Genomic DNA, 25,424 nt, shown 5'->3' with positions numbered 1-25,424 from the left:
TGGTTTTATAACTACTGCCTGCAGGTCTATCGCCAAGCGGTAAGGCAGCGGCTTTTGATGCCGCCATTCCCTGGTTCGAATCCAGGTAGACCTGCCATTATTCAAAGTGGAGATTCCTTTATAAAGGGGTTGTCACTTAGAGCGCGAAGGTTTATATTGTCTCGCTCCAAAAGATGGCTACGTAGCTCAGCTGGTTAGAGCACATCACTCATAATGATGGGGTCACAGGTTCGAATCCCGTCGTAGCCACCATTCTTTCTTTATGAAAGAACTATCTTTGTGATAAAGAAAAATAACTTTCAGTTTTTACCAATTAACTGATGGTTTATAGAGTTCAAGACGCGGAAGTGGCGAAATTGGTAGACGCACCAGATTTAGGTTCTGGCGCCGCAAGGTGTGAGAGTTCGAGTCTCTCCTTCCGCACCATCTTGATTTAACTCTATTAAAGAAAACATGCGGAAATGGCGGAATTGGTAGACGCACCAGATTTAGGTTCTGGCGCCGCAAGGTGTGAGAGTTCAAGTCTCTCTTTCCGCACCATGTTTTAAGTAGTTTTATAACTACTGCCTGCAGGTCTATCGCCAAGCGGTAAGGCAGCGGCTTTTGATGCCGCCATTCCCTGGTTCGAATCCAGGTAGACCTGCCATTATTTCAATTATTGAGTGTACTCAGTAATTATGCGGAAGTGGCGAAATTGGTAGACGCACCAGATTTAGGTTCTGGCGCCGCAAGGTGTGAGAGTTCGAGTCTCTCCTTCCGCACCATGTTTTAAGTGGTTTTATAACTACTGCCTGCAGGTCTATCGCCAAGCGGTAAGGCAGCGGCTTTTGATGCCGCCATTCCCTGGTTCGAATCCAGGTAGACCTGCCATTATTCTCCTTGAAATATAGGAACGATGTTGAGGTTATACCAATTACCTTTTCATCGACAAAATAAGTTGCGGAAGTGGCGAAATTGGTAGACGCACCAGATTTAGGTTCTGGCGCCGCAAGGTGTGAGAGTTCGAGTCTCTCCTTCCGCACCATTCTTTCTTTATAAGAAAGACATAGTCTCCTGACTATACCTGTAGGGCTATCGCCAAGCGGTAAGGCAGCGGCTTTTGATGCCGCCATTCCCTGGTTCGAATCCAGGTAGCCCTGCCATATTTCTTTGAAATAAAAGTTCCTTGAAATAGAGGAATGATATTGAGATTAAACCAATAATCTTGATATCTATAGATCAAGTTGCGGAAGTGGCGAAATTGGTAGACGCACCAGATTTAGGTTCTGGCGCCGCGAGGTGTGAGAGTTCGAGTCTCTCCTTCCGCACCATTCTTGATTTAGACAAATTTGAGTTGGCTACGTAGCTCAGCTGGTTAGAGCACATCACTCATAATGATGGGGTCACAGGTTCGAATCCCGTCGTAGCCACCATTAATAACGTTATTTAGGTTTTACCAATAATCTGAATAACTACAAAATAAGTTGCGGAAGTGGCGAAATTGGTAGACGCACCAGATTTAGGTTCTGGCGCCGCAAGGTGTGAGAGTTCGAGTCTCTCCTTCCGCACCATGTTTTAAGTAGTTTATAACTACTGCCTGCAGGTCTATCGCCAAGCGGTAAGGCAGCGGCTTTTGATGCCGCCATTCCCTGGTTCGAATCCAGGTAGACCTGCCATATTTCTTTGAAATAAAAGTTCCTTGAAATATAGGAAAATGATATTGAGATTAAGCCAATAATCTTGATATCTATAGATCAAGTTGCGGAAGTGGCGAAATTGGTAGACGCACCAGATTTAGGTTCTGGCGCCGCGAGGTGTGAGAGTTCGAGTCTCTCCTTCCGCACCATTCTTGATTTAGACAAATTTGAGTTGGCTACGTAGCTCAGCTGGTTAGAGCACATCACTCATAATGATGGGGTCACAGGTTCGAATCCCGTCGTAGCCACCATTGATTAGATTGCCAGTTCAGGCTGACAGTCAAGTAGATTTAAGTTGCGGAAGTGGCGAAATTGGTAGACGCACCAGATTTAGGTTCTGGCGCCGCGAGGTGTGAGAGTTCGAGTCTCTCCTTCCGCACCATCTTAAATTAATCTACAATATCAAAACTTGCGGAAATGGCGGAATTGGTAGACGCACCAGATTTAGGTTCTGGCGCCGTAAGGTGTGAGAGTTCAAGTCTCTCTTTCCGCACCATTCTTTCTTGAGAAAGAAAGACATAGTCTCTAATGACTATACCTGTAGGGCTATCGCCAAGCGGTAAGGCAGCGGCTTTTGATGCCGCCATTCCCTGGTTCGAATCCAGGTAGCCCTGCCATTACAAAATGGTATTGAGATTTTACCAATAATCTTGATATCTATAGATAAAGTTGCGGAAGTGGCGAAATTGGTAGACGCACCAGATTTAGGTTCTGGCGCCGCAAGGTGTGAGAGTTCGAGTCTCTCCTTCCGCACCATCATTGAAAAACCCAGCATTAAGTTCGCTGGGTTTTTTCTTTTTCTGGACTCGGTAGATCATTAGATTTATCGGATTAAAAAAGCGAGCTTGATGCTCGCTTTTTTTCTATCTGTTATTTGCGTCAAATTACATCCCCAACGCGTACTTCAACACTTGAGCTTTAATTGGCCCTGAATGTTCTGCCAACTTTAAAGCGGCATTTCGCGCAAACTTCAATGGGCCAAGATCATTACTAAAGCCTTTATAGAAGAAGTCCATACCCGTCTGCATTAACAGATTATCAGGACGGCGAGCACGCTCATATTTCGCCAATAGCGCATCAGTGAGTTCATCTTGCCCCTGCGTTACTGCCAGCAATACATCAACGTCTTTAAAACCTAAGTTCACGCCCTGGCCAGCTAATGGATTGATTGTATGGGCAGAATCTCCAACAAGTACACAGCCTTTATTCGAATACGACTGCGCATGACGACGAGTCAAAGGAAAAGATCCAAACTGAAGCACTTCTATGTCACCTAACTCATTCGGAAAATGACGTAGTATCTCTTCTCTCAATTGAGGCTTAGTCATTGCACACAGCTGTTTAATACGTTTTGGTGAGTCATACCAAACTAGTGAACCTTGCCCGACTTCCTGACCTTCTTCATATAACGAACACAGTGGTAAGAAAGAGCGAGGACCACTTGGGGTAAACTGCTGCCAAGTAATATCTTGTTGCGGTAATTCGGTCTTAACATTGATCAACATACAGTGCTGGCGATAATCCCAAGCCGTGATCCCTATCCCGGCAAGTTCGCGTACTTTTGAATTTGCACCGTCAGCGCCGATGACCCATTGCGCTTCAAACTGCTTACCGCTTTCTAACGTCACGCGGTTAACGTCGCCAAATTCGATGGTTTCCAAACGGTCCGGACATTCCAGAGCAAGGTTGTCGTATTCTTCAAAGGCTTGCCATAAACCCAATTGAATTAAACGGTTTTCGACAATATAGCCGAGTTGTTCAAGCGACAACTCATCTGAGTGGAATCGAGTGCGACATTCTGGATGTTCCCACGTTTCCAAACGGCGGTAAGGACAGACACGCATCGCTTGAATCGATGCCCAGGCACCAAGTGACTCAAGTAATTGAACCGATTGATGCGAGATGGCGGATACGCGAATATCCATTGCTTGTGATGCATCAAATGCCTTGGGCTCAGCACCCTCAACAACAACGACACTTCTGCCCTGTTGTGCAAAACCTATCGCGATTGCAGCACCAACCATACCTCCGCCAACCACGGCGATATCATATCTGTTCATTTTTATTCTTCATTACTTCGATTAAATGGCAATTCGAATTGTACGTTCAGCCATTCCATTTACAAAACAGTTTATCCCTTCGCTTCCCAAAGATGCGTAGCCTGCACAATTTACCCCTTTTAAAACTGCGTTTTGTGCCTAGTTATCGAACATTAAAACCTTGTTCAATATAAGGCAAAAGCCTAGATTTCATCAGGCTTTGCAGAGAATTGGCCAGATCACTAGTCAGGTGCTTTTTAAAGCAGTACAATACGCCGCTTACCGCCGAGATGGCGGCTATAATTTGAGCAATAGCTCTCCGATTTAAGTACAACTGAACGAGCGAAAGTGAGATGAGTAAGAAACTGCTAATTAAAACCTGGGGCTGCCAGATGAACGAATACGATTCATCAAAAATGGCCGACCTGCTTAATGCTGCAAACGGCTATGAGCTGACGGAAGAGCCAGAGGAAGCAGACGTACTTCTACTTAACACCTGTTCGATCCGTGAAAAAGCGCAAGAAAAAGTTTTCCACCAGCTAGGCCGTTGGAAAACACTAAAAGATAAAAAACCTGGCGTAGTTATCGGCGTAGGTGGTTGTGTAGCAACGCAAGAAGGCGACCATATTCGTGAGCGTGCACCATACGTAGACGTAATCTTTGGCCCACAAACTCTGCACCGCCTACCAGAGATGATTAAACAGTCTCAGACTAACGATGCGCCTGTGATGGATATTTCGTTCCCAGAGATCGAAAAGTTCGACAGCCTGCCTGAGCCACGCGCTGAAGGTGCAACAGCATTCGTATCGATTATGGAAGGCTGTTCTAAATACTGTACTTACTGCGTAGTGCCTTACACACGTGGTGAAGAAGTTAGCCGTCCAATGGATGACGTACTGTTCGAAATCGCGCAACTTGCAGAACAAGGCGTACGTGAAGTAAACCTACTAGGTCAAAACGTAAACGCGTACCGTGGTCCAATGCACGACGGTGAGATCTGCTCATTTGCAGACCTGCTTCGTTTGGTTGCGTCTATCGACGGTATCGATCGTATTCGTTTCACCACTAGCCACCCGCTAGAGTTCACAGACGACATCATTGCCGTTTACGAAGATACTCCTGAGCTAGTAAGCTTCCTGCACTTACCAGTACAAAGTGGTAGTGACCGTATCCTAACGATGATGAAGCGTCCACATACAGGCATCGAGTACAAGTCTATCATCCGTAAACTTCGTAAAGCGCGTCCTGATATTCAGATCAGTTCAGACTTTATCGTTGGTTTCCCAGGTGAAACAGACAAAGACTTCCAAGACACGATGAAGCTGATCAAAGACGTAGACTTTGACATGAGCTTCAGCTTTATCTTCTCTCCACGTCCTGGTACGCCAGCAGCGGATTACCCATGTGATGTGTCTGAACAAGAGAAGAAAGAACGTCTGTACGAACTACAGCAAACCATCAACGCACAAGCTATGCGTTACTCTCGCTTAATGCTTGGCACAGAGCAACGTGTACTGGTTGAAGGCCCTTCTAAGAAAAACCTAATGGAACTGCGCGCTCGTACAGAAAACAACCGTGTAGTAAACTTTGAAGGTAGCGCAGACCTAATTGGTCAGTTCGTTGACGTGAAGATCGTAGACGTATTTGCAAACTCATTGCGTGGTGAGCTAGTACGTACTGAAAAAGACATGGACCTTCGTAGTGTGATTTCACCAACGCAAATGATGGCGAAAACACGTCGCGAAGATGAGCTGGGTGTAGCTACTTTTACGCCATAAGCTCGTATAGATAGCCATAGAGAGCCTGGTCGTTATCAGGCTCTCACAAAGTGGCAAAAATGAGAGGCAACATTGAGCAATAAAATCGTAACTCTAGAAATTAACCTAGAACCTTCAGACAACCGCCGACTTGCTAGCCTGTGCGGTCCTTTCGATGACAACATCAAGCATTTAGAACGCCGTTTGGGCGTTGAAATCAACCACCGTAGTGACCATTTCACCATTGTTGGTCAACCTCACACCTCAGCAGCTGCGCTGGATATCCTGAAAACTCTTTATGTCGATACCGCACCAGTGCGTGGTGAGATCCCAGATATCGAACCTGAACAGATCCATTTAGCTATCAAAGAGTCAGGTGTTCTGGAACAAAACACCGAGTCCAATATTGCACACGGTAAAGAAGTTTTCGTTAAAACCAAAAAAGGCGTGATTAAGCCACGTACACCAAACCAGGCTCAGTACTTGGTTAACATGGTGACACACGATATCTCTTTTGGTGTTGGTCCTGCTGGTACAGGTAAAACCTATCTGGCGGTAGCGGCAGCTGTTGACGCTCTGGAACGTCAAGAAATCCGTCGTATCCTTTTGACTCGCCCTGCCGTTGAAGCCGGTGAAAAACTGGGCTTTCTACCTGGCGACTTGAGCCAAAAGGTAGACCCATACCTTCGTCCACTATACGACGCTTTGTTCGAAATGCTAGGCTTTGAAAGAGTTGAAAAGCTTATCGAGCGAAACGTTATTGAAGTGGCACCGCTGGCGTACATGCGTGGCCGTACCCTGAACGATGCATTTATCATTCTGGATGAAAGTCAAAACACGACGGTAGAACAAATGAAAATGTTCTTAACACGTATTGGCTTTAACTCGCGTGCTGTTATTACTGGTGACGTGACTCAGATTGACTTGCCGCGTGGTGCGAAATCAGGCCTGCGTCATGCCATCGAAGTACTGAACGAAGTTGAAGACATCAGTTTCAACTTCTTCCAGGCAGACGACGTGGTACGCCACCCTGTCGTTGCTCGTATTGTTAACGCTTACGAGAAATGGGAAGCGCAAGACCAGAAAGAGCGTAAAGAGTTTGAAAAGCGTCGTCGAGATGAACGAGATGCCAAACTGCTCGAGGCAGCAAAAGCAGAATTAAGCGCTCAAGTAGCGGCAGCTAAGGAATAATAATGGCGATTGAACTTGACCTTCAACTGGCAGTCGAAAGTGAAGAAGGATTACCTTCAAGAGAAGACTTTCAATTATGGCTGGATAAGACGATCCCTCTGTTCCAGCCTCAGGCAGAACTGACCATTCGCATTGTCGATGAGCAAGAAAGCCATACGCTCAACCATGAGTATCGTGGTAAAGACAAGCCAACGAATGTGCTCTCTTTTCCATTTGAAGTGCCTCCGGGTATGGAAATGGATCTGCTTGGTGATTTAGTTATCTGTCGCCAAGTAGTTGAAAAAGAGGCCATAGAGCAGAACAAACCGCTTTTAGCACATTGGGCTCATATGGTTGTACATGGCAGCTTGCATCTGTTAGGTTATGATCATATCGAGGATGACGAAGCCGAAGAGATGGAGTCCCTCGAAACAGAAATCATGCAAGGTATGGGTTATGAAGATCCATATATTGCTGAAAAGGAGTAACCGCTGGTTGCTCAACTGGGAAAGGCGAATCACTTAAAATACCCTCATGGTCGCCTTTCTATGTGAGCTATCACACATCTGATAGCGTTACTTATTAGAGAAACAATGAACGAAGATAATTCTCCCTCTTCTAGCGAAGGTAAAAAAGAAAAGGCAGAAGGTCCGAGTAGAAAGTCCTTCTTTGAACGTCTAGGTCAACTATTTCAAGGCGATCCTAAAGACCGCCAAGAGCTTGTGGATGTTATCCGCGACTCAGAGGAAAATGACCTGATTGACCATGACACCCGCGATATGCTCGAAGGTGTTATGGAAATCTCCGAAATGCGTGTACGTGACATCATGATCCCGCGCTCGCAAATGGTTACTGTTGAACGCACTTTCGATTTAGATACGTTAATCGCACTAATTACGGATGCTCAACACTCTCGCTACCCAGTGATCAGCGAAGACAAAGACCATGTGGAAGGCATTCTATTAGCGAAGGACTTACTTAAATACTTAGGCTCAGGCAGCAACCCATTTGATATTGAAGAAGTAATTCGACCTGCAGTTGTGGTTCCGGAAAGTAAACGAGTTGACCGCCTGCTAAAAGAGTTTCGTGAAGAACGCTATCATATGGCGATTGTTGTTGATGAATTCGGCGGTGTTTCTGGTCTGGTGACCATTGAAGATATCCTCGAAGAGATCGTCGGCGATATTGAAGATGAGTTCGACGAATCTGAAGAGACAGACATTCGTAAACTAAGCAAACACACGTTTGCTGTCAGAGCTCTGACAACGATTGAAGAGTTTAATGAGACATTCGGCACCAACTTCAGCGATGAAGAGGTGGATACTGTCGGCGGTATGGTAATGACTGCCTTTGGCCACTTACCTTCTCGCGGTGAACTGGTTGAAATTGAAGGTTATAACTTCAAAGTCACCGCTGCCGATAACCGTCGTGTCATTCAACTCCAAGTGACTATTCCAGACGAAGAGACACTGGTTGAAGCCACTCAAGAGTAACGCGATACCCTACCGGGAATATCAGAAAAATATAATGATGAATGTACTCTTTCATCGCCTCAAGCGGCCTCTAATGGCCGCTTTTGTTGGCGCTTCCACTACCCTAGCTTTTGCTCCTTATCAACTATGGCCTATCGCTATTCTTAGCCCTGCGATACTGTTCATCCTTCTTGCCAATCAAGCACCTAAACGCGCACTTTGGATCGGTTATTCATGGGGTCTTGGCCAATTTGCTACCGGCGTCAGCTGGGTTTACGTCAGTATTTCTGGTTTTGGCGGCATGCCGCTGATTGCCAATCTATTTTTGATGGGTCTATTAGTCGCCTATTTGGCGGTCTATTCAGGTCTGTTTGCCTGGTTAAATAACAAATTCTTCCCTCAATTTACCTTAAGCAAAGTACTCCTTGCGGCTCCTGCGCTTTGGCTGATCACCGATTGGCTGCGTGGCTGGGTCATGACGGGCTTCCCCTGGTTATGGCTTGGATACAGTCAGATCGATGCACCATTTGCAAGTTTTGCCCCTATCGGTGGCGTAGAACTTCTTACTTTGTTGATTCTGATTTCTGCAGGAGCACTCGCTTACGCCTGGATTCATAAGCAGTGGTTAATGGTTGTAATTCCTGCAGTATTGCTGAGTACAGGCTATGGTATTCGTCAATACGACTGGGTTACGCCTCGCCCACAAGACGTGACTAAAGTCGCGTTAATCCAAGGCAATGTTGACCAGAAACTGAAATGGTTACCAACTCAGCGCTGGCCGACCATTATGAAGTACACCGATTTAACTCGTGAAAACTGGGATGCTGACATTATTGTATGGCCTGAAGCCGCTATACCTGCTTTTGAAATTGAAGTGCCTTCATTCCTGCAAAATTTAGACAGTGCAGCAAAAATGAACCACAGCGCCGTCATTACAGGCGTTGTGAATCAAGGAGAAGATCGCCAGTTCTACAACAGCATTCTTTCGCTAGGCGTCACACCATACGGTGATTACAGCTTTGATTTGAATGAGCGCTACCACAAGCACCATTTACTGCCATTTGGTGAATTTGTACCGTTTGAGAACATCTTGCGTCCACTTGCGCCCTTCTTTAACTTGCCGATGTCCTCATTCAGCCGTGGTGCATTCATCCAGCCAAATATTGTTGCTAATGGTATGCATATGGCACCAGCACTGTGCTATGAAATCATCTTTAACGAGCAAGTGCGCCAAAACGTGAATGACGAAACTGACTTCATTCTGACACTTTCTAACGATGCATGGTTTGGTCACTCAATCGGTCCGCTTCAGCATATGGAAATTGCCCGTATGCGTGCTCTGGAACTGGGCAAGCCTCTGATTCGTTCTACGAATAACGGCTTAACAGCAGTAACTGACCACAAAGGAAAGATCGTTGAACAAGTGCCTCAATTTGAAACGGCAGTGCTGCGTGCTGAGCTGACGCCTACCGATGGGCAAACGCCTTACCGCATCCTTGGAACGTGGCCATTGTATATCTGGGTCGCGTTGAGCTTGATGCTTGGATGGTGGCTGACAAGAAAGAAAAAGTAACCAATAAAAAAAGAGGCGTTGTAGCCTCTTTTTCCTTTCTTGTTAAGGCTTTAAAGAGTGTCGACTAAAGCCGGTATGACCGCACTTGATACAAGGAATGATAATGGTTGGGTGATTGTACGTCGTTTTATGGCCACATTCATCGCAAACCAAAGTGCCTAAACCTATCACCTCGCCAGCCTCATACAGGCCTTGATGTTCAAGATCATCAAACAACTCAACCCACTCAACTTTAGTTCTGTCGGTGATCTCTAACAATCCTTGCCAAATAGTATCTGCGACAGTTAAGTAGAAAGGTCCACTTTTGCTCTCTTCGTAACTTTCTGAAAACTCTTTTAAATCAGATTTAACGTACGCTTTAATTAAAGCCAACTCATCTTTGGTCAGGTCATTAGCGGCCTCCACCACTTTGCCTGACGTCTCTATCGCTTTGTTAACTTCTTCGGGACTGTGCTTCAAGGTTTCAATCACATCCTCAAGCATTTCCTCATAACCTGTTTTACGTTTAGGCATAACTGACCTCCATCTTTCTCCTGCCTGCGTGACTTGAGTACGCAAGGGTACAGATTGGCTATTGTTGTGATCCCTAGCTTTAGGTATTCTATGACGATCTATTTAAGTCTGTTCTAACCGAACTCACAAATTCCAAGATAACCGGATATCATCGATGCAAGAGCAATACAACCCACAAGACATTGAACAGAAAGTTCAAAAGCACTGGGATGACAACAAGACCTTTGTTGTAAGTGAAGACCCAAATAAAGAAAAATTCTACTGTCTATCTATGTTCCCATACCCAAGTGGTCGACTGCACATGGGTCACGTGCGTAACTACACCATCGGTGACGTAGTATCTCGTTTCCAACGCCTACAAGGCAAAAACGTTATGCAACCGATTGGTTGGGATGCGTTCGGTCTGCCTGCTGAAAACGCAGCGGTAAAAAACAAGACAGCGCCAGCACCATGGACTTACGAAAACATTGAGTACATGAAAAACCAGCTTAAATTGCTAGGTTTTGGCTACGACTGGAATCGCGAATTCGCAACTTGTACACCTGAATACTACCGTTGGGAACAAGGGTTCTTCACTAAGCTTTACGAAAAAGGCTTGGTTTACAAGAAGACTTCATCAGTTAACTGGTGTCCAAACGACCAAACTGTACTGGCTAACGAGCAGGTTGAAGATGGCTGCTGCTGGCGTTGTGACACACCGGTAGAGCAAAAAGAGATCCCTCAGTGGTTCATCAAGATCACTGAGTACGCACAAGAGCTACTAGACGATCTAGACAATCTTGAAGGTTGGCCTGAAATGGTGAAAACCATGCAGCGTAACTGGATTGGTCGCTCTGAAGGTGTTGAACTTAAGTTCCAAGTAAAAGACCAAGCTCAAGACCTGGAAGTTTACACGACTCGCCCTGACACTCTAATGGGTGTGACTTATGTTGGTATCGCAGCAGGTCACCCTCTAGCTACAATGGCAGCGCAAAGTAACCCTGATCTTGCTGCATTCATCGAAGAATGTAAGAACACGAAAGTGGCAGAAGCTGAGCTTGCAACAATGGAGAAAAAAGGTATGGCTACTGGCCTTATTGCAATTCATCCATTGAATGGCCGTGAAGTACCAGTATACGTCGCTAACTTCGTATTGATGGATTACGGTACAGGAGCTGTTATGGCAGTACCAGCTCACGACCAACGTGACTTTGAATTCGCAACCAAATACGGCCTGGACATCGTTCCTGTCATCAAGCCAGTTGACGGCAGCGAACTGGACATCTCTGAAGCAGCGTACACCGAGAAAGGCGTTCTATTTGATTCAGGCGAGTTCGACGGTCTGGAATTCCAGGCTGCATTCGATGCAATCGCAGCCAAGCTAGAAGCTGAAGGTAAAGGCACTAAGACGGTTAACTTCCGTCTACGTGACTGGGGCGTATCGCGTCAGCGTTACTGGGGTGCACCAATCCCAATGGTAACCACTGAAGATGGCGTAGTTCACCCGGTACCAGCAGACCAGCTACCAGTGATTCTTCCAGAAGACGTGGTTATGGATGGCGTAACAAGCCCAATCAAAGCCGATCCAGAGTGGGCGAAGACAACATTCAACGGCGAACCAGCTCTACGTGAGACTGACACGTTCGATACGTTCATGGAATCTTCTTGGTACTACGCACGCTACTGTTCACCACAAGCGGACGACATCCTGGATCCTGAAAAAGCAAACTACTGGCTACCAGTAGACCAGTACATCGGTGGTATCGAGCACGCTTGTATGCACCTACTGTACTCACGTTTCTTCCACAAACTTCTCCGTGATGCTGGCTACGTAACGTCTGATGAACCATTCAAGCAACTACTATGTCAAGGCATGGTGCTGGCTGATGCGTTCTACTTCGAGAACGAAAAAGGCGGTAAAGAGTGGGTTGCTCCTACTGACGTGAAAGTTGAGCGTGACGGTAAAGGTCGCATCACTTCAGCTATCGATAGCGAAGGTCGCAACGTTGAGCACTCAGGCATGATCAAAATGTCTAAGTCGAAAAACAACGGTATCGACCCTCAAGAAATGGTAGACAAATACGGTGCAGATACCGTTCGTCTGTTCATGATGTTTGCCTCTCCAGCAGACATGACACTTGAATGGCAAGAGTCTGGCGTAGAAGGTGCGAACCGCTTCCTGAAACGTGTTTGGAAACTAGTGAATGAGCACACATCAAAAGGAGCTGCAGAAGCGGTTGACGCTGCTGTACTTTCTGCTGATCAAAAAGCGCTTCGTCGTGACGTTCATAAGACCATCGCTAAAGTAACCGATGATGTGGCTCGTCGTCAGACTTTCAACACGGCTATCGCAGCAATCATGGAAGTGATGAACAAGTTAGGTAAAGCGCCACAAGAATCAGCGCAAGATCGCGCAATTCTTGATGAAGCTCTGAAAGCGGTAATTGTAATGCTTTACCCGATCACTCCGCACATTTCATACGAACTATGGGCTGCGCTTGGTCAATCAGACATCGACAACGCAACGTGGCCAACTTACGATGAGAAAGCACTGGTTGAAGACGAGAAAACTGTCGTTGTTCAAGTAAACGGTAAACTACGTGCAAAACTGACCGTAGCGGCAGACGCAACGAAAGAGCAAGTTGAAGAGCTTGGTCTAAGTGATGAGAACGTTACTAAGTTCACCGATGGCCTAACCATCCGTAAAGTAATTTACGTTCCAGGTAAGCTTCTAAACATCGTTGCAAACTAATCACAGATTGCAATTTCTCTATGCTTAGCGAACTAATTCGCTAAATATGAGTCATTAAACAGGGTGAGCAATCACCCTGTTTATTTACCTCAACCCATTTGCTCTTAAGTGGGTTGAGGTAAATAACCCCATCTTCAATTTAGGATGAATACAATCAATGCGCTTTTTCTCTTTGATTAAACTACCTGTGGTATTGGTATTAACTGGCCTTCTTTCTGCCTGTGGTTTTCACCTCCGTGGCGAGTATTCCGTACCGGAAGAGCTGCACACAATGTCATTCACAAGCTACGATGAATATAACCAGCTAACGCGTTATGTGCGCTCACAACTAAAGCTGAACAAAGTTGACTTGGTTGAGCCATCATCAACCGTACCAAATCTGCATTTAATTGAAACGACTCTCGACGAGCGCACGCTATCGCTATATCAAAACAGCCGAGCGGCAGAGAAAGAGCTGACTTATATCGTGCAGTATCGCGTCACCATTCCGGGACATGGTTCGAAAAACTATACAACAACCGTAAACCGTAACTACCTGGATAACCCACTGACCGCATTGGCGAAGTCTGTAGAACGCGATGTGATTAAAGATGAAATGCACTTACAAGCCGCTAAGCAGATGATGCGTCAGTTAGGTCGCGTCCGTGCAGAATACGAATCAGGCGAAATTAACGAGCCAATCACTAATACGAATTCTTAATTAACATGCGAGTTTATGCTGACAAGCTGGCGGAACATTTAGCCAAACACATCAAGCCTATTTACCTGATCTTTGGTAATGAGCCGCTGTTAATCCAAGAGAGCCGTCAGGCAATCCAAAAAACCGCACTGCAACACGGCTTCGAAGAAAAGCACCGCTTTGCCGTGGATTCAAGCATCGACTGGAATCAGGTTTATGATTGCTTCCAGGCGCTCAGTTTGTTCTCAAGTCGTCAGTTGATTGAGCTCGAAATACCGGAAAGCGGCATCACGACCACCGTTAGCAAAGAGCTACAAACTCTGTCTGAGATGATGCATGACGACATCATGCTTGTCATTATTGGCAGCAAACTGAACAAAGCTCAGGAAAACAGTAAATGGTTTAAAGCGCTGAGCGCAAAAGGCGACTGGGTAAGCTGCCTGACGCCAGAGCTTCAACGCCTGCCGATGTTTATTCAGGCTCGCTGTCGAACTCTGGGGTTAAAACCTGACCAACAATCGTTACAAATGTTAGCGCAGTGGCATGAAGGAAACCTTTTCGCACTGTCGCAAAGCTTAGAGAAACTGGCGCTGATCTATCCCGATGGTGAGCTTACCATCGTGCGCTTAGAAGAAGCCTTAAGTCGCCACAACCACTTTACGGCCTTCAACTGGATTGATGCTTTATTGGCAGGAAAAGCAAATCGTGCTCAACGAATTCTGAGGCAACTCGAAGCTGAAGGCGTCGAGGCGGTCATTCTCATCCGCAGCGTACAAAAAGAGTTCAGCCAACTTCTGAACATGCATCAGGATTTGACTCAAATGAGCATCAGTCAAGTGTTTGAAAAACACCGGGTGTGGCAGAATAAGCGTCCACTGTATAACGCTGCGTTAACTCGATTGACAGCCAGCCGAATATATAAACTTCTATCGCTCTTGACACAGGCCGAGATTAAAGCCAAAACCCAATATGAAGAATCTGTATGGCCAACTATTCATCAATTGAGTCTGGAAACCTGCTCTCCTGATATTAAGCTGGCAATTTAAAAATCAAAGCGTGGTATAGTGCGCAGCCTATTTTGCCGATAACCAAGCAAAATAGGTCAGATACAAGATACAAACCGAGGAAAACAGAGTGCTTCGCGAAGAACTGAAAGACTTTTTAGCTGATAAAGCCGACGACATGAAAGCGGAAGATATTATTATCCTGAATGTGGAAGACAAATCGAGTGTGACAGATTACATGATCATCTGTACGGGCACGTCTAAGCGCCACGTTTCATCCATCGCTGATCACGTTGCGTCTGAAGTGAAAAAAGCAGGTCTTGTACCTCTTGGCATGGAAGGTGAGAACGAAGGTGAATGGGTGGTTCTGGATATGGGTGATGCCATGCTTCACGTAATGCAGGAAGAACACCGAGCACTCTACCAGCTAGAAAAACTCTGGGGCTAATCTTTTGAAAATTCAATTAATTGCCGTTGGGACAAAAATGCCTAAATGGGTCGAGGAAGGGTTCCAGGAATACCGTCGTCGTTTCCCACATGACATGCCACTTGAGTTGGTAGAGATCTCAGCAGGCAAACGCGGTAAAAATGCCGATATCGCCCGTATTTTGCAAAAAGAAGGTGAAGCGATGCTGGCAGCCGTGCCAAAAGGAAACCGCATCGTCACGTTAGATATCCCTGGTAAAAAGTGGGACACCCCGCAATTGGCGGAGCAATTGGAAGCCTGGAAACTGGATGCTCGTGACGTGTCGATCTTAATTGGCGGTCCTGAGGGTCTGGCACCTGCGTGTAAAGCAGCTGCAGATCAAAGCTGGTCCTTATCAGCATTAACGTTACCACATCCTTTGGTACGTATTGTAATGGCTGAAAGCTTATACCGAGCGTGGAGCATTACTGCTAACCACCCTTATCACCGCGAATAATCGCCATTTAAACTCAGAGACAAGCGTTAATGATTCGTAAACGCCGCACTCAAATTCGAGATTACCAAGCCGAAGCACGTCTGTTTGCCAGCCGTGCTATCGTTTCATTTGTCGGCATCGTCGTTTTAATGGGATTGCTGGTAGCCAATATGTACAACATTCAGGTTAACCAGTTCCAAGATTATCAGACTCGCTCAAATGACAACCGTATTAAGATCGTTCCGATCGCGCCTAATCGAGGGCTCATTTATGATCGGAACGGTGTCTTGCTGGCTGAAAACCGCCCAGTCTTTAACCTGGAGCTGATTCCAGAAAAAGTAAAAGACATCGACAAGACCATCGAAGAGCTACAAACCATTCTGGAAGTCACTCCAGAACAAATTGAACGCTTCCATCGTGAGCAAAAGCGCACTCGTCGCTTTAAATCTGTGCCTCTACTTACCCAACTCGATGAAAAACAAGTTGCTGTATTCTCAGTTAACCAATACCGCTTTCCGGGTGTAGAAATCAGCGCGACGCTCAAACGCTACTATCCATTTAGTGAAGTTCTTACTCACGTGATTGGCTACGTTTCTCGTATTAACGATCGCGATATACAGCGTCTGGTCCGTGAAGAAAAAGATTCAAACTACCAAGCCACTCGTGACATTGGTAAGTTGGGTATCGAAAAATACTACGAGGATCTGTTACACGGGACGGCGGGTTACCAAGAGGTCGAAGTCAACAGCCGTGGACGCGTGATCCGCACTCTGAAATTCGTACCACCTATCCCGGGTAAAGACATTGTCTTAAATCTCGACATTAATTTGCAGTTGTATGTCCATCAGTTACTCGACGGCAGACGCGGTAGCGCGGTGGTACTCGACCCAAGAGACAACGGCATATTAGCCATGGTCTCAAGCCCGAGCTACGATCCTAATGCTTTCGTGCATGGTATCTCAGGAAAAGCGTACCGAGACTTACTCAACGATAAAAACCGCCCGCTGGTTAACCGAGCTACATTAGGTATTTATCCGCCCGCCTCCACCATCAAACCATTTATGGCGGTAGCAGCATTACAAGAAGGGGTTATCACGCCGAAAACAACACGTAGTGACCCTGGCTACTGGCGCATTCCTAACTCAGATACTCGTCCGTTCCGCGACTGGTTGCGTTGGGGCCATGGCCGCGTCGATGTCATCAAATCCATTGAAGAATCGGTGGATACCTTCTTTTATCAAGTCGCCTACGACATGGGTATTGACCGTATTTCAAATTGGATGATGATGTTCGGATTTGGCGATTACACCGGCATCGACATTTACGAAGAAAGTAAAGCCAATATGCCAACACGTGACTGGAAGTTATCTCGCCATAAAACACCTTGGTATAAAGGCGATACCATCCCTGTCGGTATCGGTCAGGGTTACTGGACAGCAACACCAATGCAAATTGCCAAAGCAACCTCTGTACTCGTTAACGACGGCAACGTCACCGCACCTCACTTACTTAAAGCCTCTATCAATAATGGCGGCGAATTTGATGAGCAACACACTGAAGAGTTCGTAACCTATCCGCCGATTAGGAATGTACCGAAAAAATACTGGGACATGGCAAAAGAAGGGATGCACAGAGTCAACCATGGAGTACGAGGCACAGCACGTCGTTCCTTTACCGACATGAGCTATGAAACTGCAGGTAAATCCGGTACGGCGCAAGTATTTGGTCTGGCTGAAGACGAAGTGTACAAAGCCGACCAAGTTGCCGAGCATTTGCGTGACCATGCCTTATTCACAGGTTTTGCTCCGTTTGATGAGCCAAAAGTTATCGTGACTGTGGTACTTGAAAACGCGGGCGGTGGCTCCAGTAATGGTGCGCCAGTGGCGAGAAAAATCTTTGACCGAGTAGTACTTGGCCCTGAAGAAATTAAGCCTGAAGAAGATATTGCCAACGAGAAAAAAGAGGCAACACAATAATGAAAATGGATCCCTCTACAGGAAAAAACCGCGCCCTGTTTGAACGCTTCCATATCGACTTGCCGCTGCTGCTGGGCATACTGGCACTGATGGCGTTTGGTTTGGTGATCATGTATAGCGCTAGCGGTAAAAGCTTGACGATGATGGATCGCCAGGCGATGCGTATGGTGCTATCGCTGGTCGTGATGATAGTACTTGCTCAGCTTTCACCGCGAACCTACGAGAGCTTAGCGCCTATGATGTTTGCTGCCGGCGTTATCTTATTGTTTGGCGTGTTGTTTTTTGGTGAAGCATCCAAAGGTGCACAGCGATGGCTCAACCTCGGATTCGTTCGGTTCCAGCCATCTGAGTTGCTGAAACTTGCGGTGCCGTTAATGGTTGCACGCTACATTGGTCGTCAACCGCTTCCGCCAAGCTTTAAGACGCTGACAATCGCACTGGTTATGGTGTGCGTACCCACAATATTAATTGCCAAGCAGCCTGACTTGGGAACATCCATCCTGATCGCGGCTTCGGGTATCTTTGTTATCTTCCTTGCCGGTATCAGCTGGAAAATCATTGCTGCAGCGGCTGTCGCTCTGGGCGGATTTATTCCAGTACTGTGGTTTTTCCTGATGCGTGAGTATCAGAAAACTCGAGTACGAACGCTATTTAACCCTGAGTCCGATCCTTTAGGGGCGGGCTATCATATTATCCAGAGTAAAATTGCGATTGGCTCCGGTGGCATCTCTGGTAAAGGTTGGTTACATGGTACACAGTCGCAACTGGAATTTCTTCCTGAGCGACACACTGACTTTATCTTTGCAGTAATTGCTGAAGAATGGGGTATGATTGGCTTTCTATGCTTATTAGCCATCTATCTCTTTATTATTGGTCGAGGCCTCTACCTTGCTAGTCAGGCACAGACTGCTTTTGGACGAATGATGGCGGGCAGTATTGTACTCAGCTTCTTCGTGTACATTTTTGTAAATATCGGTATGGTAAGTGGCATCCTACCTGTTGTAGGTGTACCACTACCTTTAATTAGTTACGGCGGCACCTCTATGGTGACACTGATGGCAGGGTTTGGCATATTAATGTCGATCCACACGCACCGGAAAGCATTCTCTAAGGCGACCTAGACATGCAAAAACGCGCTTTATATTCCTTAGTTTTTTCTGCGATCATTTTGGCTGGCTGTTCATCAACCAGCCAGAAAAAACAGGATGGTCGTTACGAACTCGAGTCCGATGTCGCACCTGATGCACCGCTGTCGGTTGATCATATCGAAGATGCCTACCCAAAATATGAGCCTTATAGCTTAGGGGGTAATAGAGATTACTACCTGCGAGGTAAGAACTATCAAATAGTTCGTGATGCGAAAGGTTTTTCAGAAAAAGGCCGCGCGTCCTGGTATGGTAAAAAATTTCAGGGACATTTGACCTCAAACGGCGAAATTTACGACATGTACTCTATGACAGCGGCACACAAAACGCTTCCGCTGCCGAGCTATGTGAAAGTAACAAATACCGATAATGGCAAAACAACGGTTGTACGTGTGAATGACCGAGGTCCATTCCACGATGGCCGAATCATTGATTTGAGCTATGCCGCAGCTCATAAGCTGGGCGTCATTAAAACAGGTACAGCGAATGTCAAAATAGAAGTCATTAGTGTAGACAAACCAACAGATAAAAAGTCATTAGACAACCACCCTAAATACGTAATTCAGGTCGCATCTTCAAAAAATGAAAATAGCGCCCGAACTTTAGGGACAGAACTCGGTCAAAAGCTGGATACGGAAACTTTCCTTGAAAATGCGAAAGAGTCGTATCGCTTGTTATTAGGCCCGTTTAGTGACTATTCACTGACGCAAGCCACACTGGATAAAGTAAAGTTGCTTGGCTATCCGTCTGCCTTTATTAAAAAACACAACACTGCCAAATGACGTAGGTTCATCGATTTCTCATTGAATCCCCTCTGAATATCACTGGTGATTCTGATAAGATATCCGCAGTTAAACCCAAAAATTTGAATTACCATGAATAAAAATAAGTTTGTGAAATCTATTTTCGTCTCATCGGTTGCCCTTTCTGCAACCTTCGCTCAATCAGCTCTAGCCTCACCTATCGTGGTACCAGATTCCCCTCAAATCGCAGCGAAAGGCTACGTTTTGATGGATTACCATTCAGGTAAAGTACTGGCAGAAAAAGAGATGAACACACAATTGTCTCCTGCGAGTCTGACGAAAATGATGACCAGCTACGTCATTGGCCAAGAGCTAGCACGTGGTAATATTTCAGAAGATGATGACGTAACCATCAGTAAAAACGCATGGGCGAAAAACTTCCCGGACTCTTCAAAAATGTTCGTCGAAGTTGGTACGACAGTAAAAGTAAGAGACCTGAACCGCGGCATCATCATCCAGTCTGGTAACGATGCATGTGTGGCAATGGCAGAACACATCGCAGGTTCTGAGGATGCTTTTGTCGATCTGATGAACGCATGGGCAAATACGCTGGGTATGACCAACTCACACTTTGCCAACGTTCATGGCTTAGATAGCCCAGAATTGTACTCAACACCATACGACATGGCTCTGCTTGGTAAAGCGCTTATCCGCGATGTACCAAATGAGTACCGTGTTTACTCTGAGAAGAAATTCACCTACAACGGCATCACTCAATACAACCGTAACGGCTTGCTTTGGGATAAGAGCATGAACGTTGACGGTATCAAAACGGGCCACACAAGCAACGCAGGCTACAGCCTGGTAAGCTCAGCGACTGAAGGCCAGATGCGTCTGGTTGCAGTAGTAATGGGCACTAAAGATGCGAACGCACGTAAATCAGAAAGCAAAAAGCTGCTGAGCTACGGCTTCCGCTTCTTCGAAACCGTTGCTCCACACAAAGCTGGCGAAACGTTCGTAGAAGAGAAAGTGTGGATGGGTAACAAAGACACGGTTGCACTGGGTCTGGATAAAGATACGTACGTCACCCTACCGCGCGGTGAAGCGAAAAACCTAAAAGCAAGCTTCGTACTTGAAAAAGAGCTAGAAGCCCCAATTAATAAAGGTGATGTAGTTGGTAAACTATACTATCAAATCGATGGTCAAGATATTGCCGAATACCCATTGATGGCACTTGAAACAGTAGAACAAGGCAGCCTGTTTAGCCGCATGTGGGATTACATCGTATTGTTAGTTAAGAGCTTCTTCTAAAAACAGCTAAAGATTAACAAACCGATTCATAAAGCCGCCTACCATAGCGGCTTTTTAAGTTTGTGAGCCTAACCTTGAGTTCACCTTAAATTGACTGTACTATTTCGCACCGCAACGAATACCAACTGGAGTTACCGATATGCTAACCATCAACTCTGATGCAAAATTAAAAGACCTGCTTGAGTTCCCTTGTTCTTTTACTTACAAGGTAATGGGTCATGCAAAGCCTGAGCTTCCAGAACTTGTTCTTGAAGTAATCCAGCGCCATGCTCCAGGTGACTACAGCCCATCAGTAAAACCAAGTGCTAAGGGCAACTACCACTCGGTGTCTATCAATATTACTGCGACCTCAATCGAGCAGGTTGAGATCCTTTACAAAGAACTGGGCGAAATCGAGATTGTTCGCATGGTTCTGTAATTATTTGATATTTTAAATTTTTTTTGAAAGCAGCTACGGCTGCTTTCTTTTTATTTATCAACAGGATAGTAAAAAATCATTCACCTTTGAGTTAAAAAACTGTTACTCAACGGTAGAGTAGATGGATTATCCAGTTTATAATCCGAACACTTTATAAAATAGCGACAGGAAATGCCATGCAACACCAACTTGTTGTGAAACGACTTGGCCGCCAGGACTATGAGCCGGTATGGAAGGCAATGCATGAGTTCACCGACAAACGCACAGAAGAAACACCTGATGAAGTTTGGCTGGTAGAGCATCACCCAGTATTTACCCAAGGTCAGGCCGGCAAAGCTGAACACCTTATCAACACTGGAGACATTCCTGTCGTACAAAGCGACCGCGGAGGTCAAGTGACCTATCATGGTCCGGGTCAACTCGTGGCCTACTTCCTGATTAACCTGCGTCGCAAAAAATTAGGTGTACGAGATCTCGTTACCAACATCGAGAACCTCGTGATCAACACGCTAAAAGCATACAATATCGACTCTGCAGCACGACCAGACGCTCCGGGCGTGTATGTCGATGGCAAGAAAATATGTTCTCTCGGTCTACGCATTCGCAAAGGATGCTCCTTTCATGGTCTCGCCTTGAACGTAAATATGGATTTGACACCATTCCTACGTATCAACCCTTGCGGCTATGAAGGCATGGAAATGGTTCAGGTTAGCCAATTAGGCGGACCAGACAATGTAGAAGCCGTAGAAAAACAACTCGTACAAGAACTTGTTACTTTGCTCAATTACGAGCAAGTAGAATTCAGCACAGAAGCACCTTCTCAAGGTAATAAAGCATGAGCAAACCAATCCAGATGGAAAAAGGCGTTAAATATCGTGACGCCGACAAAATGGCATTGATTCCAGTAAAGAACATGCCTACAGAGCAGAAACAAGTGCTGCGTAAGCCTGATTGGATGAAGATCAAGCTACCAGCCGATAGCCAACGAATTCAAGACATCAAAGCAGCAATGCGTAAGAACAAGCTTCACTCAGTATGTGAAGAAGCGTCTTGCCCTAACCTGGCTGAGTGTTTTAACCACGGTACTGCGACCTTTATGATCCTTGGCGCAATTTGTACTCGTCGTTGCCCTTTCTGTGACGTTGCTCATGGTCGTCCACTGCCTCCAGAAGCAGAAGAGCCACAAAAACTGGCAAGAACCATCGCTGACATGAAACTGAAGTATGTGGTAATCACGTCAGTAGACCGTGACGATCTACGTGATGGTGGTGCACAGCACTTTGCTGACTGTAACCGCGAGATTCGTGTGCTGAACCCTGACATTAAGATTGAAACTCTGGTTCCTGACTTCCGTGGTCGTATGGACGTAGCGCTGGATCTGATGAAAGATAACCCGCCAGATGTATTCAACCACAACCTGGAAACTGCACCACGTCTGTACCGTAAAGCTCGCCCTGGTGCGAACTATAAGTGGTCTCTACAACTATTGAAGAAATTCAAAGAGCAGCATCCAAACGTACCGACTAAATCGGGTCTGATGATGGGACTAGGTGAGACAAAAGAAGAGATCATCGAAGTACTGAAAGATCTGCGCGAGCATGGCGTAACAATGCTGACACTTGGTCAGTACCTGGCGCCAAGCCGTCACCACTTGCCAGTCGAACGTTACGTTCCGCCATCAGAGTTTGACGAGCTAAAAGAAATCGCACTAGAACTAGGCTTCACGCATGCAGCATGTGGTCCATTTGTTCGCTCTTCATACCATGCCGACATGCAGGCTCAAGGTCTTGAGATTAAGTAAGTAACTCGAGATAACTCACTGAAAAGGTTGGCACTACGCCAACCTTTTTTGTATCTATAGCTCAGAGAAAAGAGATTCCCTACTACGCTCATTCCTAGCTTGTAGGGAATACCGAACCCATTCCAAACGCCAGACAAACAAAAAGGCCCTCAATTGAGGACCTTGAATATATCAATTTTCAAAATAGATGAGTCGAGTTCTAGGAGAACACACGGAATTTGCGCGAGCAAATGAGTATGTTCGACACCGAAATCGGCTCACTCTATGAAGAACAATTATGCGTAAACTGGTAGACGCTTACAGATATCTAGCACTTTTTGCTTAGTAGCTTCGATAACTTCTTCGTTGTCGATGTTATCAAGAACATCACACATCCAGTTCGCTAGCTCTTTTGCGTCTTCTACAGTGAAGCCACGACGAGTGATCGCTGGAGTACCAACACGGATACCAGACGTTACGAATGGGCTACGTGGGTCATTTGGTACTGAGTTTTTGTTTACGGTGATGTTCGCTGCACCTAGTGCTGCGTCAGCTTCTTTACCAGTGATGTTCTTGTCGATTAGATCAACCAGGAACAGGTGGTTTTCTGTACCATTAGAAACGATTTTGTAACCGCGCTCTTGGAACTGAGCAACCATTGCTTTCGCGTTTTCAACTACGCGAGCTTGGTATGCTTTAAATTCAGGTTCCATCGCTTCTTTGAACGCTACTGCTTTACCAGCGATAACGTGCATTAGAGGGCCACCTTGACCACCAGGGAAGACAGCTGAGTTCAGCTTTTTGTACATCTCTTCGCCAGCGTTAGACAGGATAAGACCACCGCGTGGACCTGCTAGTGTTTTGTGCGTCGTAGTTGTTACTACGTGAGCATATGGTACTGGAGTTGGGTAAACACCTGCAGCGATAAGACCTGCTACGTGCGCCATATCTACGAATAGGTAAGCATCAACTTTGTCTGCGATTTCACGCATGCGCTTCCAATCAACAATTTGAGAGTAAGCAGAGAAACCACCGATGATCATCTTAGGCTTGTGCTCAAGCGCTAGAGCTTCCATCTCGTCGTAGTTGATTTGGCCAGCGTCATCGATACCGTAAGGGATAACGTTGTAGTGCTTACCAGAGAAGTTTACTGGTGAACCGTGAGTCAGGTGACCACCGTGCGCCAGACTCATGCCTAGTACTGTGTCGCCCGGGTTTAGAAGCGCCATGTAAACTGCGCTGTTTGCTTGAGAACCTGAGTGAGGCTGTACGTTCGCGTACTCACAACCAAATAGTTTGCATGCACGATCGATAGCTAATTGTTCCGCTTTATCTACGTACTCACAACCGCCGTAGTAACGCTTGCCTGGGTAGCCTTCAGCATATTTGTTCGTTAGCTGAGAACCTTGAGCTTCCATTACACGTGGGCTTGTGTAGTTTTCAGAAGCGATAAGTTCAATGTGTTCTTCCTGGCGAAGAGTTTCTTCCTGGATAGCTGCGAACAGTTCCGCATCGTAATCTGCGATGTTCATATCACGCTTAAGCATCTGTATCTCCTGACTCAGATTAGTACTGAAATTGGCAAAAAAACTGTTTAATGACCGAGCGCAAACGTTTTCGTCACCCTAATGGCGCGCATTCTACATAATTTGATCTGTGTCATAAAGAGAAAATTTAAATTTTTCTCATGCAGTTTTTTCATGATGACTAGTAATAAATATCATGTCGAAGTTGCAATCATTTGAACAACAGTCATTACTGTCAATTTTGTGCTTTACACCCTGTAAAACAGCAATTACATAGGTTTACCGCAAATTTTACCCTCTAGCTACCGAAAAGATCATCTTTTTACTATGATGCCAGCCTTGTTTCTCACCGATGACTGAAACTTTGATGGAAAAACACTCACTAAAAGAAGACTGGATAGCGATTCTCACGGGAACCTTTTTGGTTGCTCAAGGCGTTTTCTTTCTCCAATCCGCACAACTCCTTACTGGAGGAACAACGGGATTGGCTTTGCTTATTAGCCAATTTACACCTTTTACCTTTGGTGTGCTGTACTTTTTGATTAACACTCCTTTTTATTTGTTAGCTTGGAAACGTTTTGGGCGTCACTTTGCAATCAACAGTGTCATTTCTGGTGCTTTAGTCTCAATTTTTGCCGATCATCTTTATTTACTGATCTCGCTAGAGTCTGTAAACGAAATCTACTGCGCTGTTGCAGGCGGGCTACTGATGGGATTAGGTATGCTGATCTTATTCCGTCACCGTTCTAGCCTGGGCGGCTTTAACGTATTGTGCCTGGTTATCCAGGATAAATTCGGAATATCAGTCGGCAAGAGCCAAATGGCGATTGATGTGTGTATTGTATTAGCATCCATGTTCTTCGTTTCACCTTGGATTATCGCGTTGTCCGCTTTAGGCGCATTCGCACTTAACCTGGTACTCGCCATGAACCACAAGCCACATCGCTACTCCGTTACCTACGGCTCTTAATAACCTCGACGAAAAAGAAAAAGGCTTTGGGGAGCATTC

Annotated in this window: 21 protein-coding genes and 19 tRNA genes; 37 read left to right on the top strand and 3 right to left on the bottom strand. The window is 45.8% G+C overall.

Features of this window, described 5'->3' with window-relative positions:
- Positions 1 to 22: 22 nt before the first annotated feature.
- The 19 genes from WJM94_RS10085 (at position 23) to WJM94_RS09995 (ending at position 2,432) form a co-directional block, all read left to right on the top strand.
- Positions 23 to 97, top strand: a tRNA-Gln gene (locus WJM94_RS10085).
- A 78-nt stretch (positions 98 to 175) separates the two neighbouring features.
- Positions 176 to 252: transfer RNA gene (locus tag WJM94_RS10080), tRNA-Met, on the top strand.
- An 89-nt stretch (positions 253 to 341) separates the two neighbouring features.
- Positions 342 to 426: transfer RNA gene (locus WJM94_RS10075), tRNA-Leu, on the top strand.
- Between the two features lie 29 nt (positions 427 to 455).
- Positions 456 to 540 (top strand) — tRNA-Leu (locus WJM94_RS10070).
- Positions 541 to 571: 31 nt separating this feature from the next.
- Positions 572 to 646, top strand: a tRNA-Gln gene (locus WJM94_RS10065).
- Between the two features lie 33 nt (positions 647 to 679).
- Positions 680 to 764: transfer RNA gene (locus WJM94_RS10060), tRNA-Leu, on the top strand.
- A 31-nt stretch (positions 765 to 795) separates the two neighbouring features.
- A tRNA-Gln gene (locus WJM94_RS10055) sits at positions 796 to 870 on the top strand.
- A 69-nt stretch (positions 871 to 939) separates the two neighbouring features.
- Positions 940 to 1,024: transfer RNA gene (locus WJM94_RS10050), tRNA-Leu, on the top strand.
- A gap of 43 nt (positions 1,025 to 1,067) precedes the next feature.
- Positions 1,068 to 1,142: transfer RNA gene (locus WJM94_RS10045), tRNA-Gln, on the top strand.
- A gap of 83 nt (positions 1,143 to 1,225) precedes the next feature.
- Positions 1,226 to 1,310 (top strand) — tRNA-Leu (locus WJM94_RS10040).
- Positions 1,311 to 1,335: 25 nt separating this feature from the next.
- Positions 1,336 to 1,412: transfer RNA gene (locus tag WJM94_RS10035), tRNA-Met, on the top strand.
- A gap of 53 nt (positions 1,413 to 1,465) precedes the next feature.
- Positions 1,466 to 1,550, top strand: a tRNA-Leu gene (locus tag WJM94_RS10030).
- A 30-nt stretch (positions 1,551 to 1,580) separates the two neighbouring features.
- Positions 1,581 to 1,655 (top strand) — tRNA-Gln (locus WJM94_RS10025).
- An 85-nt stretch (positions 1,656 to 1,740) separates the two neighbouring features.
- A tRNA-Leu gene (locus tag WJM94_RS10020) sits at positions 1,741 to 1,825 on the top strand.
- Between the two features lie 25 nt (positions 1,826 to 1,850).
- Positions 1,851 to 1,927, top strand: a tRNA-Met gene (locus WJM94_RS10015).
- A gap of 46 nt (positions 1,928 to 1,973) precedes the next feature.
- Positions 1,974 to 2,058 (top strand) — tRNA-Leu (locus WJM94_RS10010).
- A gap of 29 nt (positions 2,059 to 2,087) precedes the next feature.
- Positions 2,088 to 2,172: transfer RNA gene (locus WJM94_RS10005), tRNA-Leu, on the top strand.
- 46 nt (positions 2,173 to 2,218) lie between these two features.
- A tRNA-Gln gene (locus WJM94_RS10000) sits at positions 2,219 to 2,293 on the top strand.
- A gap of 54 nt (positions 2,294 to 2,347) precedes the next feature.
- Positions 2,348 to 2,432: transfer RNA gene (locus WJM94_RS09995), tRNA-Leu, on the top strand.
- 128 nt (positions 2,433 to 2,560) lie between these two features.
- Here WJM94_RS09995 and WJM94_RS09990 read toward each other — a convergent pair.
- Complete coding sequence (locus WJM94_RS09990) at positions 2,561 to 3,736, bottom strand: 2-octaprenyl-3-methyl-6-methoxy-1,4-benzoquinol hydroxylase (protein ID WP_444494099.1); 1,176 nt, start codon at positions 3,734 to 3,736, stop codon at positions 2,561 to 2,563.
- A gap of 332 nt (positions 3,737 to 4,068) precedes the next feature.
- Here WJM94_RS09990 and miaB point away from each other — a divergent pair, with 332 nt between their 5' ends.
- From miaB to lnt, 5 genes are all read left to right on the top strand, one after another.
- Positions 4,069 to 5,493, top strand: coding sequence for a tRNA (N6-isopentenyl adenosine(37)-C2)-methylthiotransferase MiaB (gene miaB / locus WJM94_RS09985; RefSeq protein WP_444494098.1), 1,425 nt, complete (start codon positions 4,069 to 4,071; stop codon positions 5,491 to 5,493).
- Between the two features lie 72 nt (positions 5,494 to 5,565).
- The gene (locus WJM94_RS09980) at positions 5,566 to 6,663 is read left to right on the top strand and encodes a PhoH family protein (protein ID WP_444494097.1); all 1,098 of its coding nucleotides are present in this window, start codon (positions 5,566 to 5,568) and stop codon (positions 6,661 to 6,663) included.
- A gap of 2 nt (positions 6,664 to 6,665) precedes the next feature.
- Positions 6,666 to 7,130: an rRNA maturation RNase YbeY gene (ybeY, locus tag WJM94_RS09975; RefSeq protein ID WP_444494096.1), complete on the top strand. Its 465-nt coding sequence runs from the start codon at positions 6,666 to 6,668 to the stop codon at positions 7,128 to 7,130.
- 105 nt (positions 7,131 to 7,235) lie between these two features.
- The gene (gene corC / locus WJM94_RS09970; RefSeq protein ID WP_444494095.1) at positions 7,236 to 8,135 is read left to right on the top strand and encodes a CNNM family magnesium/cobalt transport protein CorC; all 900 of its coding nucleotides are present in this window, start codon (positions 7,236 to 7,238) and stop codon (positions 8,133 to 8,135) included.
- A gap of 34 nt (positions 8,136 to 8,169) precedes the next feature.
- Positions 8,170 to 9,687, top strand: a complete 1,518-nt coding sequence (gene lnt / locus WJM94_RS09965; RefSeq protein WP_444494094.1) for an apolipoprotein N-acyltransferase — start codon at positions 8,170 to 8,172, stop codon at positions 9,685 to 9,687.
- Positions 9,688 to 9,729: 42 nt separating this feature from the next.
- Here lnt and WJM94_RS09960 read toward each other — a convergent pair whose 3' ends face one another.
- The gene (locus WJM94_RS09960) at positions 9,730 to 10,200 is read right to left on the bottom strand and encodes a zinc ribbon-containing protein (RefSeq protein ID WP_444494093.1); all 471 of its coding nucleotides are present in this window, start codon (positions 10,198 to 10,200) and stop codon (positions 9,730 to 9,732) included.
- Positions 10,201 to 10,354: 154 nt separating this feature from the next.
- On the opposite strand from WJM94_RS09960, the gene leuS reads away from it, so the two are divergent.
- The 12 genes from leuS (at position 10,355) to lipA (ending at position 22,910) form a co-directional block, all read left to right on the top strand.
- Positions 10,355 to 12,931 (top strand): leucine--tRNA ligase, encoded by a 2,577-nt coding sequence (gene leuS / locus WJM94_RS09955; RefSeq protein WP_444494092.1) that lies wholly within the window; start codon positions 10,355 to 10,357, stop codon positions 12,929 to 12,931.
- A gap of 157 nt (positions 12,932 to 13,088) precedes the next feature.
- Complete coding sequence (locus tag WJM94_RS09950; protein ID WP_444494091.1) at positions 13,089 to 13,631, top strand: LPS-assembly lipoprotein LptE; 543 nt, start codon at positions 13,089 to 13,091, stop codon at positions 13,629 to 13,631.
- A gap of 5 nt (positions 13,632 to 13,636) precedes the next feature.
- Positions 13,637 to 14,656 carry a DNA polymerase III subunit delta gene (holA, locus tag WJM94_RS09945; protein WP_444494090.1) on the top strand — a complete coding sequence of 340 codons (1,020 nt, stop codon included), beginning with the start codon at positions 13,637 to 13,639 and terminating at the stop codon, positions 14,654 to 14,656.
- 88 nt (positions 14,657 to 14,744) lie between these two features.
- Positions 14,745 to 15,062 (top strand): ribosome silencing factor, encoded by a 318-nt coding sequence (gene rsfS, locus WJM94_RS09940; RefSeq protein ID WP_444494089.1) that lies wholly within the window; start codon positions 14,745 to 14,747, stop codon positions 15,060 to 15,062.
- 4 nt (positions 15,063 to 15,066) lie between these two features.
- The gene (rlmH, locus tag WJM94_RS09935; RefSeq protein WP_444494088.1) at positions 15,067 to 15,537 is read left to right on the top strand and encodes a 23S rRNA (pseudouridine(1915)-N(3))-methyltransferase RlmH; all 471 of its coding nucleotides are present in this window, start codon (positions 15,067 to 15,069) and stop codon (positions 15,535 to 15,537) included.
- 29 nt (positions 15,538 to 15,566) lie between these two features.
- Entirely contained in the window at positions 15,567 to 17,492 is a 1,926-nt protein-coding gene (gene mrdA, locus WJM94_RS09930) for a penicillin-binding protein 2 (protein ID WP_444494087.1), read from the top strand.
- Complete coding sequence (gene rodA / locus WJM94_RS09925) at positions 17,492 to 18,613, top strand: rod shape-determining protein RodA (RefSeq protein WP_444494086.1); 1,122 nt, start codon at positions 17,492 to 17,494, stop codon at positions 18,611 to 18,613. Before mrdA ends, rodA begins: the two co-directional genes overlap by 1 nt.
- A gap of 2 nt (positions 18,614 to 18,615) precedes the next feature.
- Complete coding sequence (locus WJM94_RS09920; protein ID WP_444494085.1) at positions 18,616 to 19,419, top strand: septal ring lytic transglycosylase RlpA family protein; 804 nt, start codon at positions 18,616 to 18,618, stop codon at positions 19,417 to 19,419.
- A gap of 93 nt (positions 19,420 to 19,512) precedes the next feature.
- Entirely contained in the window at positions 19,513 to 20,691 is a 1,179-nt protein-coding gene (locus WJM94_RS09915; RefSeq protein WP_444494084.1) for a serine hydrolase, read from the top strand.
- Between the two features lie 139 nt (positions 20,692 to 20,830).
- The gene (gene ybeD / locus WJM94_RS09910; protein ID WP_444494083.1) at positions 20,831 to 21,109 is read left to right on the top strand and encodes a DUF493 family protein YbeD; all 279 of its coding nucleotides are present in this window, start codon (positions 20,831 to 20,833) and stop codon (positions 21,107 to 21,109) included.
- 176 nt (positions 21,110 to 21,285) lie between these two features.
- The gene (gene lipB / locus WJM94_RS09905) at positions 21,286 to 21,948 is read left to right on the top strand and encodes a lipoyl(octanoyl) transferase LipB (protein WP_444494082.1); all 663 of its coding nucleotides are present in this window, start codon (positions 21,286 to 21,288) and stop codon (positions 21,946 to 21,948) included.
- On the top strand, positions 21,945 to 22,910 hold the full coding sequence (gene lipA / locus WJM94_RS09900; RefSeq protein WP_444494081.1) for a lipoyl synthase: 966 nt from the start codon (positions 21,945 to 21,947) through the stop codon (positions 22,908 to 22,910). The genes lipB and lipA overlap by 4 nt, the downstream gene beginning before the upstream one ends.
- A 275-nt stretch (positions 22,911 to 23,185) precedes the next feature.
- Here lipA and glyA read toward each other — a convergent pair whose 3' ends face one another.
- Positions 23,186 to 24,436: a serine hydroxymethyltransferase gene (gene glyA / locus WJM94_RS09895; RefSeq protein ID WP_444494080.1), complete on the bottom strand. Its 1,251-nt coding sequence runs from the start codon at positions 24,434 to 24,436 to the stop codon at positions 23,186 to 23,188.
- Positions 24,437 to 24,782: 346 nt separating this feature from the next.
- On the opposite strand from glyA, the gene WJM94_RS09890 reads away from it, so the two are divergent.
- Positions 24,783 to 25,385 (top strand): YitT family protein, encoded by a 603-nt coding sequence (locus tag WJM94_RS09890; protein WP_444494079.1) that lies wholly within the window; start codon positions 24,783 to 24,785, stop codon positions 25,383 to 25,385.
- Positions 25,386 to 25,424: the final 39 nt, after the last annotated feature.

Origin of the sequence: Vibrio sp. YIC-376 (genome assembly GCF_052353105.1) — a bacterium.
Classification (GTDB): Bacteria; Pseudomonadota; Gammaproteobacteria; order Enterobacterales; family Vibrionaceae; genus Vibrio.
Note: the sequence above shows the minus strand (reverse complement) of the source record. Positions and strands in the feature narration are given on the sequence as shown.